The organism is Streptomyces sp. NPDC050145, assembly GCF_044460245.1.
Taxonomy (GTDB): Bacteria; Actinomycetota; Actinomycetes; order Streptomycetales; family Streptomycetaceae; genus Streptomyces.
The window spans coordinates 14055-30041 of record NZ_JBITJS010000014.1 but is presented as its reverse complement, the minus strand read 5'-3'; the positions used below and the strand labels follow the sequence as shown (position 1 = coordinate 30041).

Below are 15987 nucleotides of genomic sequence, written 5' to 3'. Positions count from 1 at the left end.
AGCTACCGCAGCCCACTGACAACGGCCCCCGGACCCGCGAAATGCGCAGGTCCGGAGGCCGTTGTGGTAGGGCTCGTGGGCGGTGGGTCAGTGGGCGGCGACCGTACGTGCCGTCGCGGTCGCCCCGCGTCGCTGCGCACGGGCCGCGTACGTGCCCCACACGGTGAGCGAGACGACGCCGAGGACGGCGACGAATCCGAGGCCGACGGTCCCGGCCCAGCCCCGCGCGTGGAAGGCCATGGCGCCCACGGCCGAGCCGACGCTGGAGCCCACGTAGTAGGCGGACTGGTACAGCGCGGAGGCCTGGGCGCGGCCGTGCGTCGCGGTGTGGCTGACGGACGAGGAGGCCGTCGCGTGCCCGGCGAAGAATCCGGCGGTGATCAGCACGAGCCCGAGCAGCACCACCGGGAAGAGCGGCACCAGCGCGAGCAGCAGGCCCGCCATCGTCGTACCGGCCGCCAGGTACAGCGTGCCGCGCCGGCCCAGCCGGGCGACGAGCCGTCCGGCCGCCGCCGAGGAGAGCGTGCCGACGAGGTACACGAGGAAGATCGAGCCGACGACGCCCTGCGGCAGCGAGAACGGCGCGGCGGTCAGCCGGTAGCCGATCACCGTGTAGACGGCACCGAACACCGTCATGAACAGGGCGCCGATCACGTACAGGCGGCGCAGCAGCGGGTTGGCGAGGTGGCCGCCGACCGTGCGGGCCAGAGCGCGCGGGCGCAGCGACCCGGGCGTGAAGTGCTTGGGCGCGGGCAGCAGCAGCCGGAACGCGATCGCGCACACCACGGCCATGACGCCGATGACGCCGACGGCCGCGCGCCAGCCCCAGGCCTGGGCGATCCAGCCGCCGACGACCCGGCCGCTCATGCCGCCGATGGAGTTGCCGGCGACGAACAGTCCGATGGCCGCGATCAGCGCCTTCGGCCGCACCTCCTCCGCCAGGTACGCCATCGCGGAGGCGGGCAGTCCGGCCAGGGCGGCGCCCTGGAGTGCGCGCAGCGCGATCAGGACGCCGAGCGACGGCGCGAAGGGGACCAGCAGACCGACCACGACGGCCACCGACAGCGAGGCCGTCATCACCGCGCGCCGCCCGAACCGCTCGGACAGGGCGCTCAGCGGCAGCACGCACAGCGCGAGCGCGAAGGTCGCTCCGGACACCGTCCAGCTCGCCGTGCTCGCGCTCGCCCCGAAGTCCTCGGAGATGAGCGGGAGCAGGGCCTGCGTGGAGTAGAGGAGCGCGAAGGTGGCGACACCGGCCAGGAACAGGGCGAGGCTCATCCGGCGGTAGCCGGGCCCGCCCGGGGCCATGCGCGTGTCGTCGGAGCGCGGGTCGCTGGACGGGGGGACGGGGGCGGCGACCGCGTGGGTGGCGGCCGCCTGGCTACTGACGGGAGGCATGTGTCGAACGTAGGCCCGCCCCGACTGATGCGTCCAATGCATGAAACGGCCATAATCGTTCCCATGCAGCATGAGCACAGGTCACGGCCGCGCCTGTCACCCGCCGGTGACACAGAAGACATGGTCACGTTGCTGGCCCCGCGTCTCTCCTACTTCGCCGCGGTGGCCCGCGCCGAGCACGTGACCCGCGCGGCGCAGGAGCTGAACGTCCCGCAGTCGACGCTGTCCCGCGCGATCGTCCGGCTCGAACAGGACCTCGGCGTCGACCTCTTCGCCCGCCACGGCCGCACCGTGTCCCTGACCCCCGCAGGCCGCACCTTCCTCGGCTCGGTCGAGCGCGCGCTCGGCGAGGTCGAGAAGGCCGCCGAGTCCGTACGGGCCGACGCCGACCCCGAGTCCGGCAAGGTCGCCTTCGGCTTCCTGCACACCATGGGCACCGAGACCGTGCCCGGCCTGATCCGCGCCTTCCGCGCCGACCATCCCCGTATCCGTTTCAGCCTCGTGCAGAACTACGGGGAGGCGATGCTGGAGCGGCTGCGGGCCGGGGAGCTCGACCTGTGCCTGACCTCGCCGGTGCCCGACGCGCCGGACCTGGTGGCGCGGCGTCTCGACGAGCAGCGGCTGCGCCTGGTCGTCCCCGAGGACCACCGGCTCGCGGGCCGCAAGCGGATCCGGCTCGCCGAGACCGCCGACGAGACCTTCGTGACCCTCGAACCCGGCTACGGGCTGCGCCGCATCACCGACGACCTGTGCGCGGAGGCGGGCTTCACACCGCGCGTCGCGTTCGAGGGCGAGGAGGCGGAGACGCTGCGCGGCCTGGTCGCGGCGGGCCTCGGCGTCGCGCTGCTGCCCCCGCCGGCGGTGCCGCGCCCCGGGGTCGTCGAGCTGACGGTGACCGGGCAGCGGGCGGTGCGCGAGATCGGCGTGGCCTGGCTGGAGGGGCACCCGGACACGCCTCCGGTCGCCGCGTTCAAGAAGTTCCTGCTCTCCCGCCGCGGCCGCCTCCTCCCGGAACAGGCCCCTCCGGAGTAGCCGTTGCCGGTCCCCGGCAGCCCACGGCCGCCCCGGGTGCCCGCCACGCGCATTGCCCTGCCGGATCCCGGCGGGCAAGGTGGAGCACCGGCCGGCGGCCCGGAGCCGGACGGGGAGGGACGATCGTGAGCGGGATACCGGCCTACGACGACTACGGCGACCGCATGCTCAGGCGCCGTACCCGCTTCACGTACGCGGGCACGCTCCTGGTCCTGCTCGGCGCGGTCCTCTTCGCCCTGATCGTGCCCGCCGAGGCCGACAACCGCGCTTACGCGGCGGCCGCGCCCTGCCCGCCGGGCACCCGCGCCGACACCTGCCGGGTGCAGGCCGAGACGACCGTCCTCGGCAAGAACCACGAGTCCAGCGGCAAGAGCACCAAGTACTACCTGGTCCTCACCGACCCGGCGACGCGCGCCGAGCACCGCGTCCGGATGCCCTCCGACCGCTCCGTCTACGCGGCGGCCCGCCCCGGCGACCAGGTCACCGCCACCTACTGGAAGGACGAGGTCCGCGAGGTCCGGCTCGGGAACCTCGTGGCCGAGGCCGAGCTGTCCCCGGTGCACGACGGCCGGCTGCCCGGCGCGTTCGCCGTCGCGCTCCTGTCCGGCGGCCTGGGCGCCCTCTGGTTCGCGGCCTGGCTGCGCTTCCGCCCCGAGACCCCGGGCACCCCGCTCGACTGGAGGCCGCCCACGGGACTCGTCGCCGGCATCCTCGTGGCCTGCGCGAACTTCCCGATCGTCCTCATGGCCGCGGACGACATCTGGTCCGGCCTCGAGTTCACGGCCTGGTCGATCCCCGCGTCCCTGCTGCTCTCCGCCTGGCTCTGCCGGTGGTCGGTGCGCAAGGTCCGCCGTGCCGCCGCCCGCATCACCCCGACCGCCCCCACCCGCCGCCAGGTCCTGCGCGTCCTGGTCCACGGCGACGTCCCGTACAGCAGACCGGGCTACGTCCACCTCGTGGTCGGCGACGGCCCGCCCGCCCTGAGCACGGACCCCGAGGCCCGCCTCGCCCGCCTCCCCCTCCCACCCACCCTGCGCCCCCACCGCGTCCGCGAACTCCTCGTCGGCGACCCGGAGTTCACCCCCGGCCGCCGAGGCGAGTACCCCGTGGTCATCGCATGCACGGACACCACCCACCCGGTCCTCATCCTGGCGGGCAAGAACACGGCGGGGCTGGTGCTCGGCGCGCTGGGCGGCTGAGCTACAGCTCCAGGGACCGGCCGAAACCGACCGCCAGCGGCATCCGCAACCCGATCGGCGGGGGTGCCGCGAGGGCGTCTTGGAGGGGGCGGGAGAAGGGGTGGCCGAAGAGGGTGCCCAGGGTGAAGTCGACGGCCAGGGCGGCTACTTCGGAGCGGTGCTGGTGGAGGCCGTGGCCGTCGGAGTGGACCTCGAAGCGGCACACGTCGCGGTTCGTCTTCTTGGCGCGGCCGGCCAGGCGGAAGGAGAGCTCCGGGTCGGTGCGGCGGTCGTCGGTGCCGTGCACGATGAGGACGCGGCGCCCGGCGAGCTGGCGCACCGGTTCGGGGGAGACGGCGACATCGTCCTCCGGCAGCCAGGGGGCCAGCGCGAGGACGGATTCGACGGCCGCGTGGTCCGCCGCGTGCAGGGCCGCGCGCCCGCCCATGTCGACGCCGACCAGGCAGACCGGCACGTCCCCGTACCGGCGCACCACCTCGTCGGCGGCCCAGCGGGCGTCCCGCGCGAGCTCGGCCTGCGCCCCGTTCCAGCCGCGCCCGCGATAGTGCACGGTGTGGGTGATCAGGCCCTCCGCGCGCCCGGCCCGGGTGAGCCTGCGGGCCAGGGGGCGCAGGGCCGTGGCCGACAGCGGTGAGGGTCTGCGGGTGGAGTTCTCCTCGCCCGCGGGGAGCAGCAGCGCCACGCCGCCCACCGCCCCGGGAACCGGCCCGACCGCCTTGCCCAGCCTGGCCTCACGGGCCTGCGTCGCTTCCTGCTGCATGACAGAACAGTGTCAGAAGCGCCGATGTACGCGACCCGTCCTCCGGGTCACTGTTACGTATCGACGGAAGGTTTTCCGCCGCCGGAACCGTGCGGTCTACGCGCGTAGGCGTTAGGGTGCGGAAATGACGAGCCAGACCACCGTGCACCCCGACCGCCCCCGGATCCCGAGCCCGGACCAGATCCGTCGCGCGCCCAAGGTGCTGCTCCACGACCACCTCGACGGCGGGCTGCGCCCCGGCACGATCGTCGACCTCGCCCGCGAGCAGGGCTACGCGAACCTGCCGGAGACCGACCCCGACAAGCTCGGCGTCTGGTTCCGCGACGCGGCCGACTCCGGCTCCCTGGAGCGGTACCTGGAGACGTTCGCGCACACCTGCGCCGTCATGCAGACCAAGGAGGCCCTGGTCCGGGTCGCCGCCGAGTGCGCCGAGGACCTCGCCGAGGACGGCGTCGTCTACGCCGAGATCCGCTACGCGCCGGAGCAGCACCTGGAGCAGGGCCTCAGCCTCGAAGAGGTCGTCGAGGCGGTCAACGAGGGCTTCCGCGAGGGCGAGCGCCGCGCCAAGGAGAACGGGCACCGCATCCGCGTCGGCGCCCTGCTCACCGCGATGCGGCACGCCGCCCGCGCCCTGGAGATCGCCGAACTCGCCAACCGCTACCGGGACTCGGGCGTCGTCGGCTTCGACATCGCGGGCGCCGAGGCCGGTTTCCCTCCCACCCGCCACCTCGACGCGTTCGAGTACCTGAAGCGGGAGAACAACCACTTCACGATCCATGCCGGTGAGGCCTTCGGCCTGCCGTCGATCTGGCAGGCCCTCCAGTGGTGCGGCGCCGACCGGCTCGGCCACGGCGTGCGGATCATCGACGACATCGAGGTCGACAAGGAGGACGGTACGGTCACGCTGGGCCGGCTCGCCTCGTACGTGCGCGACAAGCGGATCCCGCTGGAGATGTGCCCGTCGTCCAACCTCCAGACGGGCGCGGCCGGTTCGCTCGCCGAGCACCCCATCGGGCTGCTGCGCGAACTGCGGTTCCGCATCACGGTCAACACGGACAACCGGCTGATGTCGGGGACGTCGATGAGCCGCGAATTCGGCCTGCTCGTCGAGACGTTCGGGTACACGCTGACCGACCTCGAGTGGTTCACGGTGAACGCGCTGAAGTCGGCCTTCATCCCGTTCGACGAACGGCTCGCGATGATCAACGACGTGGTGAAGCCGCGGTATGCGGAACTGCGCTCGGAGTGGCTGTTCCGCTAGGAGCTGTCCGGCCGATCATGTGACCGTCGCCTGATCTGCTCGTTGGCTCGAGCATGGGGCGGGGAGAACGCGGTGATCTGTCGGATGCCGAGTGGGAACGGCTGCGGCCGTTCTTGCCGGTGAGCAATGGTCGGTGCGGGCGGTGGCGTGATCACCGACAGGTGATCGACGGGATTCTCCACCGGGTTCGGACGGGGGTGCACTGGCGCGATCTGCCGGAGCGGTTCGGGCCGTGGAAGACAGTCTACGAACGCCATCGGCTGTGGTCGGCTGACGGCACTTGGGAACGGCTGCTGCAACAGGTCCAGGCCGCGGCGGACGCGTCGGGCCAGATCGATTGGGATGTCTCGGTGGACTCCACCATCGTGCGCGCCCACCAGCACGCGGCCGGCGCCCGCACCGACCCGCCGTCGGCGCTCGTCGACTCAAAGGGGGACGAGGCGCTGGAACACCAGGGCGAAAGTCCGTGGCAGAGCCTCGCCGGCCGACTGGTGGAGGTGGTGCGGGAGGTGAGGGCCTGGGCCGGTCGCGCGGCGGCTTCACCAGCAAGATCCACCTGAGCGCGGACGGTCTCTGCCGTCCGTTGTCCCTGATCGTCACGCCGGGGCAGCGGGCCGACTGCACCCAGTTCGTGCCGGTGCTGGAGAAGATCCGGGTTCCGCGGCTCGGGTCGGGTCGGCCCCGCAACAAGCCCGACAGCGTCGCTGCCGACAAGGCATACAGCAACGGTCCTTGCCGTCAGCACCTGCGGCGGCGCGGCATCCGGCACACGATCCCGGAGAAGGCCGACAGCCAAGTTGCCCGCCTGCGCAGGGGGCCGCGGGGCGGGCGGCCACCCGGTTTCGACGAGGAGCGGTACAAGAAGCGCAACACCGTCGAGAGGGCCATCAACAAGCTGAAGAACTCTCGCGCCGTCGCGACCCGTTACGACAAGCGCGGCTACGTCTTCCTCGGCACCGTCACCGCAGCCGCCCTGGTGATCTGGCTCCGCACCTGACCGCGTGTCATGACATCAATCCACCGCGGCACCCGGCGCAAGCATCAGGCCGGCTGCCGCGATGAAGTCCTCAAGGCTGATGGTGCCGCTGCCGGTGCCGTCGTTCCATTCGATGAGTAGCCCCGAGCGGCCTTCGTCCCAAGACTCCGAACTGTCATCAAAGTCAGGGCCGGGGTGCCACTCGACGCTGCCCTCGCCATGCCGGTATCGGAGATACAGGTACTGGCCATCCGACGTCCAGGCGTCCCACTGCGATGGGCTGGCAGAACACGTCTGCACGACCCGCGTCAGTTTTCGACCTTCATTCGTACCCATCCCACGATGGTCGCGAAGCACCAGGCGCCCGGCAAGCGACTTTGATCTCAAGCAGCAGCCACACACACGCCGTCAATGATCGGCCGGACAGCTCCTAGGGGGCAGGGCCGCTTCGGCAAAGGTCACGGCCCGGGTTCCGAGCGACCGGAACGGAGGGTTCCGGTCAACACCAGGTTGACGAATGAGTAACTCCATGGTGATCCCAGGTGTTTGCCGAGGACCGACTCATTCCCAAGGAACCAGGAACAAGGGACCCATGAAGCAGTCTGCTGTGAAGACCCTCGGTGTCGCCGCTCTCGGTGCCGCCTTCGCCGCCGCCGGTGCCGGTGCCGCGAACGCCGCCCCCGCCCTCCCGGACGCCACGGGGGCCCTCGGCTCCGTCTCCTCGGTGCTCCCCGTCGAGCAGGCGGCGAGCACCCTGCCGGCCGGCACCCCCCAGGCTGTCAGCGCCGCGCAGGGCGCCGTCGGCAGCGGCGTCACCGCCCTCCAGCCGACCGTCGCCAAGGTCACCGAGGGCGGCGACCCCGTCTCCGGCCTCATCGGTGGCCTGCCCGTCGGCCAGGGCCTGCCCACCTCGGGTCTGCCGATCGGCTGACCCGGCCCGCACCGCCCGAAGGGGCGCACCCCGCGATCCGCGGGGGGCGCCCCTTCGGTGTACGGCGACGAGCCCGGTCACCAGGCCTGACGGACCTTGCCCTCGCTCGGGAACAGGATCCACAGCGCGATGTAGAGCAGGAACTGCGGGCCGGGCAGCAGACACGACACCAGGAAGATCACGCGCATCGTGTTCGCGGAGGTGCCGAAACGCCGTGCCAGCGCTGCGCACACTCCGCCGATCATCCGTCCGTTGGTGGGGCGGGCCAGGGCGGTCATGGTGGGCTCCTTCGCGAACCGTGGGTCTTCGGTGGGTGGTGCTTACGTCTTCGAAGGTACGGTCACGAAGCGGGTGAAACGTCACCTCACGGGGCGATGCCGACCCTGGGAATCGTCGGGGTCGGACCCTGAGCCGGCTCCTCCCGGGGCAGGGAGACCAGGTCGGGCCGGCGGCGGAGCCGGGCCCGCAGCGCCGGCACCACGACGGCGTGGGCGATCGCGACGCCCAGCGTGTTCAGCAGCACCGAGTCCACGTCCACGACCTGACCCGGCACCCCGGTCTGCAACAGCTCGATGCCGAGCGAGATCAGCGCGCCCGCCGCGACCGTGCGCAGCAGCGAACCCCACACCGACACGTGCAGCCGGCCACCGGCCAGCGGCAGCAGCACCCCGAGCGGCGCGAGCAGCAGCAGCCCCTCGGCGATCCGCAGCCCGCCCGCACGCCAGCCGAGCGCCAGATCGGCCCGGATCCCGGCCAGCGGATGCAGGTTCGCCGCACTCACCCAGGGCACGTCCAGCGGACGCAGCGTGAACCATGCGACGAACACGAGATGCGCGGCCAGGACGACGAGCCCTGCCGTACGGAAGCGGACAGCGGCCCTGTGGCCGCCCGAGCGATGGCGCTGCACGCCCCCCAAGACGTCACCCGCGGGAGAATCGGTTCCGGGGGATTCCGGATGAGTGACGCGAGTGACCTCAGCCCACGGTCTCGGCCGGCGCCGGGATCAGTCCGGGCCGCGCCTTCACCGCGTCCGAGCACTCGTAGCTGCGCAGCGCGTCGTCACCCGGCCCGCCCAGCACCACGTGATCCCCGTCCTCCGCCGTCACCTTGCTGTTCGCGAACGTGCAGACGATCTGCGCGAGCGCGTACGGGGACAGGTCGTCCGGCGGCGTGTTCAGCCGCAGCGCGTCCGCCGGATCGCCCTTGCGCGGCCCCGACACCCGGGTGCGCGGGGCGACGTCCGTCGAGTATCCGGCGTCCGACTCGGCGCCCGAGGGCTTGCGCGACAGCTCCGCGAGCAGCTCCCGCGCGACCGTCACCCGGTCCGAGGTCCCGCGCCGCTCCAGCGTCACCGTACGGTCCACCGTCACGAGCTGAGACGTGCACACGAGATAGACCTGCACCGCGAACTCGCCGCCCGCGCGCGTCCCCACCTCGTCCGAGCCCGCCAGCGAGCAGCCCACCCGGGTCGGCGCCGCGCCGAAGTCCGTCGGCACCTCCGTGGAGCGGATCCCGCAGCCCGTCAGCAGCAGCGCCGCCAGGCCGCACAGGCCCGCGACCTTCGCACCGCGCCTCACCGGCCGTCACCGCTTTCCTCGGAGTTCGGATCGCTCTTGGCCTGCTCCGGCTCCTGCTGCGGCAGCCGCAGGGTGAACACGGCGCCGCCGTCGGGCGAGTTGGCGGCCGTGATCTCGCCGCCGTGGATGTGCGCGTTCTCCAGCGCGATCGACAGACCGAGCCCGCTGCCCTCCGAACGCGGCCGGGAGGCGCTCGCCTTGTAGAACCGGTCGAAGACGTGCGGCAGCACGTCCTCCGGGATGCCGGGACCGTGGTCGCGTACGGCGATGACGAGGTCGGAGCCCTCGCCGCGCGGCTCGGTGCGCACCGACACCCGCACCGGGGAGCCGCCGTGCTTGAGCGCGTTGCCGATCAGGTTGGCGAGGATCACGTCGAGACGGCGCGGGTCCAGCCGGACCGTCATGCCGCGCTCCGCGTCCAGCTCCACCGCGTCCAGCCAGGCACGGGCGTCGATACAGGCCGTGATCTGGTCGGCGATGTCGAGGTCGTCCAGGACGAGCCGGGCGGTGCCCGCGTCGAAGCGGGTGACCTCCATCAGGTTCTCCACCAGGTCGCCCAGGCGCCGCGTCTCGCTGACCACGAGCCGCACGGCGGGCTCGATCATCGGGTCCACCGAACCGGTCTCCGCGTCGAGCTCCTCCTCCAGGACCTCGGTGACCGCCGTGATCGCGGTCAGCGGGGTGCGCAGCTCGTGCGACATGTCGGCGACGAACCGCCGCGAGGCCTCCTCGCGGGCGCTCATGTCGGCGACCTTCTTCTCCAGGTTCTCCGCGGTCCGGTTGAACGTCCGTGACAGATCGGCCAGTTCGTCCGTACCGGACACCCGCAGGCGGGTGTCGAGCTTGCCCTCGCCGAGCCGGCGCGCGGCGACACCGAGCCGGTGCACCGGCTTCAGCACGGTCGCGGCGGCGGCCTGCGCGAGCAGCGCCGAGCCGATCAGGGCCAGCGCCGTCGCGATGCCGAGCGACCAGGCCAGCGAGCCCAGGTCCTTCGCCTCCGGCTCCAGCGACTTGAGCATGTAGCCCGACGGCCCGCCGTTCACCCGCGCGCCGCCCACCAGGTACGGCGTGCCGTCCTGCGTGATCCGCTGCCAGTACAGGTGGTACGGGGCCTTGTTGTTCTCGGTGATCTTCTGCTTCTTGTTCACCGCGCGGCGCAGCGACGCGGGCACGTCGACCGGCGTGAAGGCGTCCAGGTCCGAATTGCCCACCACGTCACGGCCGTTCTCGTCCGTGGCCGTGAGCAGCACGCTGAAGTGCTGGCTGCTGTTCGCCATCAGGTTCGCGGCGTGCTGCAGCTCGCCCTGCGTCGGATGCTCCGGCAGCACCGCCGCCCGGTTCTGCATCTCCTGCTGGAAGTCGCTGAGCGCCGAGTCCTGGGTACGGGTCAGCACCGCCTCGCGGTTCAGCCAGTACGCGATCCCCGACGCGGACACCGCCGCGGTCAGCGCCACCAGCGCGAACACGACGACGAGCCGCAACCGCAGACTCGTGAAGCGCAGCCCCGCGAGCAGGGCCTTCTTGGCCGCGGCGAGACCGCGCGGCGTGGGGTGCGGCTCCGTCACTGAGGCGAGTCCAGCCGGTAGCCGACACCCCGCACCGTACGGATCAGCGTCGGCGAGGACGGCACGTCCTCGACCTTCGCGCGCAGCCGCTGCACACACGCGTCGACCAGGCGGGAGTCGCCGAGGTAGTCGTGCTCCCACACCAGGCGCAGCAGCTGCTGCCGGGACAGCGCCTGCCCCGGCCGCCGGCTCAGTTCGAGCAGCAGCCGCAGCTCGGTCGGGGTGAGCTGCAGGTCCTCGCCGTTCTTCGTCACGGTCATCGCGGCCCGGTCGATCACCAGCGAACCGAACGACGCCGCGTCGTTCGCCTCGCGCTCGCCGCGCCGCAGCACGGCCCGGATCCGGGCGTCGAGCACCCGCCCCTGCACCGGCTTCACCACGTAGTCGTCGGCCCCGGACTCCAGGCCGACCACCACGTCGATGTCGTCGCTGCGCGCGGTGAGCAGGATGATCGGCAGCTGGTCGGTGCGCCGGATGCGACGGCACACCTCGAACCCGTCGATGCCCGGCAGCATCACATCCAGCACGATCAGGTCCGGCCGCTGCTCGCGCAACAGCTTCAGACCGTCCTCGCCGGTGGCAGCGGTGGCAACCCGGTGGCCCTGGCGCGTAAGAGACAGCTCCAGGGCCGTGCGGATGGCGTCGTCGTCCTCGATCAGCAACAGGGAAGGCACGAGCGCCATTCTGGCCCATCACTGGCCTTTAGTTCGACCGTGGGACCGGTCCCACACATGACCCGCACCGCCCCGGGGCCTGTGACAGCTCTGTGACAGTCGACGGACACCGTCATGAAGTCACCGCGGCAAGCTTTTGGTCATCGCAAGGAAGCGAGCTCAGGAAAACGGACTCCACGACGGGGGGCGCGAGATGAACACGCTGCACAGCACCACCTCAAGCGCAGTTGTCACGCGTCTGCACGACGTGGCGGTCCGCACCGAGCGGCATGAGAAGTCCGGTGCCGTGAGCGGGCGGGGGTGCGCTCGCGGTACCGGGCGTCAGCACCCGGGTTACATGACGGTGGTTGACGCGCCGGCGGTTCCCGACGGGGGAAACAACGGGGGAATCCACGGGGGAGCGGCGTACGGGGAGGGCTCGGGGGAGCAGCGGAACCTGTCGGAGGCCGAGTTCACGGCCTACGTCCAGGAGCGCCGTGCCTCCCTGTACGCGACCGCCTATCACCTGACCGGTGACCGGTTCGAGGCCGAGGACCTGCTCCAGAGCGCCCTCTTCTCGACGTACCGGGCGTGGGACCGGATCAGCGACAAGGCCGCGGTCGGGGGCTACCTCCGCCGCACCATGACGAACCTGCACATCAGCGCGTGGCGCCGCCGCAAGCTGAACGAGTACCCGACCGAGGAGCTGCCGGAGACGGTGGGCGACACGGACGCGATGCGGGGTACGGAGCTGCGGGCCGTCCTGTGGCAGGCGCTGGCCCGCCTGCCCGAACTGCAGCGCACGATGCTCGTGCTCCGCTACTACGAGGGCCGTACGGACCCCGAGATCGCGGAGATCCTCGACATCAGCGTCGGCACCGTGAAGTCGAGCATCTGGCGGTCGCTGCGGCGGCTGCGGGATGACGAGGTCCTGAGCTTCGGCCGGGACCAGGAGGAGTCCTTCGGCGAGCTGGTCGCGTAGGCCCTCCGGGGGGAACGGGGGCCCTGTTCGGGGGAGCGGGGTTGTTTGAACGGGGGAGGGGATCGGGGGATCCGGGGGGATCGAGCGGGGCCGGGAAGACGGGGGGTCTTCCTGGCCCCGCTCCCTTTTGTGCCCGTTCTCTGTCTGCGGCCCGGTGGGGCTTCTCGCGCAGTTCCCCGCGCCCCTGAAATGCAGACCCTTCGGGTCGCATTTCCCCGATCAAGGTGCTGGGCGCCTGTGGTCGGGGGAAGGCGCGGCGAAGCCGCATGCCTTCCAGGGGCGCGGGGAACTGCGCGAGAAGCCCCACCGGCCGGTGGGCGAAGAACGGCCGGTGGACCCACGGCGAGTGGTCCCGTTAAGCGGCACGCGCCTTGGCGCAGTGGCCGGCCGCGGCCGCGGCGACGCGGCCGAGGGCCTCGTCCTTGCCGCAGGGGTGTGCCCCGAACGCGACCTGGCGGGCCACGATGGCCCGTTCCGCGCGCATCAGGCGCCAGCCGCGCCGCAGCAGGAACGGCACGGACTTGCGGCCCTCCTTGAGGTCCCGGAGCAGCCGGCGGCGGAAGGTCGTCGAGGGGCGCCCGCGCAGGCAGAGCGCGTCGGCGAGCACCCCGAGATCACGGCACCGGGCCACGATGTCCGCCGCGAAGATCCCCTCCGCGAGGAACAGCGGGGTGCGGGCGATGTCGAGCGACTCCGCCCCGACCCGCGAGCTGGTCGCGATGTCGTACACCGGCACCTGCGTCCGGCCCTTCGCGCACAGCTCCGCGATCGCGTCGAGCGCCGCCTCCACGTCCCAGGACGCGGGCGAGTCCCAGTCGATGTCCGACGTGCCCGGCACGAGCGGCAGCGTGGGGTCGTCGGCCTCCTTGTAGAAGTCGTCGAGGCACAGCACGGGCAGCCCGGAGCGGGCCGCGAAGGACGACTTGCCGGAGCCGGAGGGGCCGGAGACCAGGACGACCCGGGTCGGTATCGGGGGATGCGAACTCACGAGAGTCCAGTGTGAGGCATCCGGGCCCTGGCGCCGACCCCGCGTCGCGCGGTTGTGGCACGAGCCACGCCGAGTGCGACTACGCTACGTGGTTCCGCCGTCACACGCGGAGATCTCGTCACTGGAATCGTCACTGGAAACAGGAAAGGCGCGCGCGACTCCCATGGCCCGACACGCAGCCCAGAAGAACCCGACGCCGACCTCCGGAGCCCGCCGCACGCTGCTGCGCGCCGGCCTGACCATGGCCGCGGCCGGCGCGGCGGTCGCCGCCGGGGGCGCGAGCGCGAGCGCCGCGGACGCCGCGCCCGGCACGCTGAGCCCGCTGGCGGTGACCCAGGGCATCGACGCGGCGGCCACGCACGGCCTCGCCCCGGTGGCGAACCTCCAGCTCGACCCGCTGGCCAACACGGGCGTCGACCCGCTGGACAACGGGGTGGGCACCCAGATCGCCGACTTCAAGCCGCTCAGCACGGCGGCCGTGACGGGCCCGGTGACCTCCGGCAGCTCCCTGTCCGAGCTGCCGGTCGTCGGCGCGGCGGCCGGCCTGCTGCCGGGCTGACGCCACCGGATCCGAGGGCCGGGCCGGGCGGTTCATCCCTCCCGGGGCCCGGCCGCGGACCGCAGGGGCACCTCGCGCACGGCCCAGGAGACCGCGAACGCCACCGCGCACAGCAGCGCCGTCCCGAGGGCGACGCCGTGCACGCCGTCGACGACGCCCGTCCGGAACGCGGCCCCGTGCGCGCCCTCGTCGACCCGCCCCGCGAACACCGAGCCGAGCACGGCCACCCCGAGCGAGCCGCCGATCGTGCGCAGCAGGGTCTGGGTGCCGCTGGCCGCGCCGATGTCGCGGGGCTGCGCGCTGTTCAGCGTGATGAGCATCGCGGGCTGCAGCAGGCAGCCGAGGCCGGTGCCGAGGACCAGGGTCAGCGCGGACGCGGTCCAGACCGGGGTCCCGGTGCCGAGCAGCAGCAGGGCGAGCGCGCCCGCCGTCGCCACCGCGCCGCCCGCGATCGGATAGGCCCGGTAGCGGCCGCCCGCGCCGACCCGCCGCCCGATGGTGAGCTGGGCCCCCATCATGCCGAGCATCAGCGGGAGCAGGAGCAGCCCGCTCCGCGTGGCCGAGGCGCCGCGTACGTGCTGCATGTACTGCGGCAGATAGCTGGCGGCGGCGAGCATCGCCCCTCCCGCGACGAAGCTCAGCACCTGGGCGACCGTGAAGTTGCGGTCGGCGAACAGGCGGGGCGGGATGACGGGTTCGGCCGCGCGCCGCTCCGCCCGCACGAAACCGGCGAGCGCCGCCGCCGCGAGCACCGCGAGCGCCAGGACCTGCGGTGACGTCCACGCGTACGTGCTTCCCGCCCAGGCCGCGAGCAGGGTCAGGGCGACGATCCCGGCGGTCAGCAGTCCGGCGCCGGCGAGGTCGACGCGGGCCTTCACACGGGTGGTGCGGACCCGGACCCCGGCGCCGATGACGGCGAGCGCGAGGGCTCCGACGGGCACGTTGACGTAGAACACCCAGCGCCAGTCCAGCTGGTCGGTGAGGAAGCCGCCGATCAGCGGGCCGCCGATCATCGCGGCGGGCAGCAGTACGCCGATCACCGACTGGGAGCGGCCCGCCTCGGCGGGGGTGAGCAGGGTGCCGATGAGGGAGAGCGCGCCGACGAACAGGCCGCCCGCGCCGAGCCCCTGAAGGGCCCGGAAGGCGATCAACTGCCCCATGTCCTGGGCGAGTCCGCACAGGACGGAGCCCGCGAGGAAGACGATGATCGAGGCCACGTAACTGCCCTTGCGGCCCCACAGGTCGCCGAGCTTGCCCCACAGGGGGGTGCTGACGGCGGTCGTGAGCAGGTAGGCGGTCACCACCCACGACAGATGGGCGAGGCCGCCCAGATCGTCGACGATGACGGGGAGCGCGGTGCCGACGACGGTGCCGTCGAGCGTGGCGAGCACGATGCCCAGCAGCAGGCCGGCGATCACCGTGCGGGACGGTGGCGCGGGTGCCGTACCGGTCGCGGGTGTCTGCTCGGTGTGTGTCTGTGTCGTCATGAGGTCCACCGCCCTCAAGCCGCGTACGGGCTGCGGGACTTGGCGTCGCGCAGGGCGTGGGCCCACCAGGTGAGCTGGTCGAGCATGGCCTTCGCCGCCGCGTCCACCGCGGGGTCGTCGACCCGGCCGTCCGCGTCGAAGGCGCCGTAGGCGTTGTGGAAGCTGACCGTGTTGCGGACGGTGGTGGCGTTCAACTCGGCCATCACGACGCGCAGTTGCTCGACCGCGCGCAGGCCGCCGGACAGGCCGCCGTAGGACACGAAGGCGATCGGCTTGCCGTGCCATTCCGTGTTGTGCCAGTCGACGGCGTTCTTCAGGGCCGCCGGGAAGCTGTGGTTGTACTCGGGCGTGACGAAGACGAACGCGTCGGCGGCGGCCAAGCGCGGGCTCACGGCCGCGAGCGCCTCCCGGGTGCCGGGCGGCGGCTCCTCGCCGAAGGCGGGCAGCACGGTGGGCAGCGGCGTCTCGGTGAGGTCGACGATGTCAGCGCGCAGGTCGGCGCGCTGACCGAGGTGGCCGCTCAGCCACTTGGTGACGACGGGTGCGAAGCGGCCCTCGCGGGTGGAGCCGACGAGGACGGCGACGCGGAGCGGAGTGGTGGACGACGGCATGGCGAAAC

General features: G+C 72.5%; 18 protein-coding genes. 7 read left to right on the top strand and 11 right to left on the bottom strand.

Going from position 1 to position 15987, the window contains the following annotated elements:
- Positions 1-87: 87 nt before the first annotated feature.
- Positions 88-1398, bottom strand: a complete 1311-nt coding sequence (locus ACIBTU_RS26790; protein WP_399129012.1) for an MFS transporter — start codon at positions 1396-1398, stop codon at positions 88-90.
- A 63-nt stretch (positions 1399-1461) separates the two neighbouring features.
- On the opposite strand from ACIBTU_RS26790, the gene ACIBTU_RS26785 reads away from it, so the two are divergent.
- Together ACIBTU_RS26785 and ACIBTU_RS26780 are read left to right on the top strand one after the other, a co-directional pair.
- On the top strand, positions 1462-2430 hold the full coding sequence (locus ACIBTU_RS26785; RefSeq protein WP_399129011.1) for a LysR family transcriptional regulator: 969 nt from the start codon (positions 1462-1464) through the stop codon (positions 2428-2430).
- A gap of 125 nt (positions 2431-2555) precedes the next feature.
- Positions 2556-3629 (top strand): hypothetical protein, encoded by a 1074-nt coding sequence (locus ACIBTU_RS26780; protein WP_399129010.1) that lies wholly within the window; start codon positions 2556-2558, stop codon positions 3627-3629.
- Position 3630: 1 nt separating this feature from the next.
- On the opposite strand, the gene ACIBTU_RS26775 is transcribed toward ACIBTU_RS26780, so the two are convergent.
- Positions 3631-4389 carry an alpha/beta hydrolase gene (locus ACIBTU_RS26775; RefSeq protein ID WP_399129008.1) on the bottom strand — a complete coding sequence of 253 codons (759 nt, stop codon included), beginning with the start codon at positions 4387-4389 and terminating at the stop codon, positions 3631-3633.
- Between the two features lie 124 nt (positions 4390-4513).
- Between ACIBTU_RS26775 and ACIBTU_RS26770 the strand changes: the two genes are divergently transcribed.
- Both ACIBTU_RS26770 and ACIBTU_RS26765 read left to right on the top strand, forming a co-directional pair.
- A complete protein-coding gene (locus tag ACIBTU_RS26770) occupies positions 4514-5650 on the top strand; it encodes an adenosine deaminase (protein ID WP_399129007.1) in 1137 nt (378 codons plus the stop codon).
- A 53-nt stretch (positions 5651-5703) separates the two neighbouring features.
- A protein-coding gene (locus ACIBTU_RS26765) for an IS5 family transposase (protein WP_399129006.1) occupies positions 5704-6647 on the top strand; the annotation gives its coding sequence in 2 pieces (ribosomal slippage) (positions 5704-6151 and positions 6151-6647; 945 coding nt in all).
- A 15-nt stretch (positions 6648-6662) separates the two neighbouring features.
- Here ACIBTU_RS26765 and ACIBTU_RS26760 read toward each other — a convergent pair.
- Complete coding sequence (locus ACIBTU_RS26760; RefSeq protein WP_399129004.1) at positions 6663-6962, bottom strand: hypothetical protein; 300 nt, start codon at positions 6960-6962, stop codon at positions 6663-6665.
- A gap of 256 nt (positions 6963-7218) precedes the next feature.
- On the opposite strand from ACIBTU_RS26760, the gene ACIBTU_RS26755 reads away from it, so the two are divergent.
- Positions 7219-7557, top strand: coding sequence for an ATP-binding protein (locus tag ACIBTU_RS26755; RefSeq protein WP_399129003.1), 339 nt, complete (start codon positions 7219-7221; stop codon positions 7555-7557).
- Between the two features lie 77 nt (positions 7558-7634).
- Here ACIBTU_RS26755 and ACIBTU_RS26750 read toward each other — a convergent pair whose 3' ends face one another.
- The 5 genes from ACIBTU_RS26750 to afsQ1 all read right to left on the bottom strand — a co-directional run bounded on the left by ACIBTU_RS26750 (position 7635) and on the right by afsQ1 (position 11373).
- A complete protein-coding gene (locus ACIBTU_RS26750; RefSeq protein ID WP_188337214.1) occupies positions 7635-7835 on the bottom strand; it encodes a PspC domain-containing protein in 201 nt (66 codons plus the stop codon).
- Between the two features lie 86 nt (positions 7836-7921).
- Positions 7922-8464, bottom strand: coding sequence for a VanZ family protein (locus ACIBTU_RS26745; RefSeq protein ID WP_399129001.1), 543 nt, complete (start codon positions 8462-8464; stop codon positions 7922-7924).
- 67 nt (positions 8465-8531) lie between these two features.
- Positions 8532-9134: a hypothetical protein gene (locus tag ACIBTU_RS26740; RefSeq protein WP_399129000.1), complete on the bottom strand. Its 603-nt coding sequence runs from the start codon at positions 9132-9134 to the stop codon at positions 8532-8534.
- Positions 9131-10699: an ATP-binding protein gene (locus ACIBTU_RS26735; RefSeq protein ID WP_399128999.1), complete on the bottom strand. Its 1569-nt coding sequence runs from the start codon at positions 10697-10699 to the stop codon at positions 9131-9133. The genes ACIBTU_RS26740 and ACIBTU_RS26735 overlap by 4 nt, the downstream gene beginning before the upstream one ends.
- Positions 10696-11373 (bottom strand): two-component system response regulator AfsQ1, encoded by a 678-nt coding sequence (gene afsQ1 / locus ACIBTU_RS26730; RefSeq protein WP_161300939.1) that lies wholly within the window; start codon positions 11371-11373, stop codon positions 10696-10698. The genes ACIBTU_RS26735 and afsQ1 overlap by 4 nt, the downstream gene beginning before the upstream one ends.
- A 193-nt stretch (positions 11374-11566) precedes the next feature.
- On the opposite strand from afsQ1, the gene ACIBTU_RS26725 reads away from it, so the two are divergent.
- Positions 11567-12334 (top strand): SigE family RNA polymerase sigma factor, encoded by a 768-nt coding sequence (locus tag ACIBTU_RS26725; protein ID WP_399128997.1) that lies wholly within the window; start codon positions 11567-11569, stop codon positions 12332-12334.
- Between the two features lie 355 nt (positions 12335-12689).
- Here the strand turns inward: ACIBTU_RS26725 and ACIBTU_RS26720 are convergent, their stop codons facing one another.
- Positions 12690-13322 carry an ATP-binding protein gene (locus tag ACIBTU_RS26720; RefSeq protein WP_399128996.1) on the bottom strand — a complete coding sequence of 211 codons (633 nt, stop codon included), beginning with the start codon at positions 13320-13322 and terminating at the stop codon, positions 12690-12692.
- A gap of 163 nt (positions 13323-13485) precedes the next feature.
- Here ACIBTU_RS26720 and ACIBTU_RS26715 point away from each other — a divergent pair, with 163 nt between their 5' ends.
- Positions 13486-13881 (top strand): hypothetical protein, encoded by a 396-nt coding sequence (locus tag ACIBTU_RS26715; protein ID WP_399128994.1) that lies wholly within the window; start codon positions 13486-13488, stop codon positions 13879-13881.
- Between the two features lie 32 nt (positions 13882-13913).
- Here ACIBTU_RS26715 and ACIBTU_RS26710 read toward each other — a convergent pair whose 3' ends face one another.
- The gene (locus ACIBTU_RS26710) at positions 13914-15368 is read right to left on the bottom strand and encodes an MDR family MFS transporter (protein ID WP_399128993.1); all 1455 of its coding nucleotides are present in this window, start codon (positions 15366-15368) and stop codon (positions 13914-13916) included.
- A gap of 14 nt (positions 15369-15382) precedes the next feature.
- Positions 15383-15979: an NADPH-dependent FMN reductase gene (locus tag ACIBTU_RS26705; RefSeq protein WP_399128992.1), complete on the bottom strand. Its 597-nt coding sequence runs from the start codon at positions 15977-15979 to the stop codon at positions 15383-15385.
- Positions 15980-15987 lie beyond the last annotated feature (8 nt).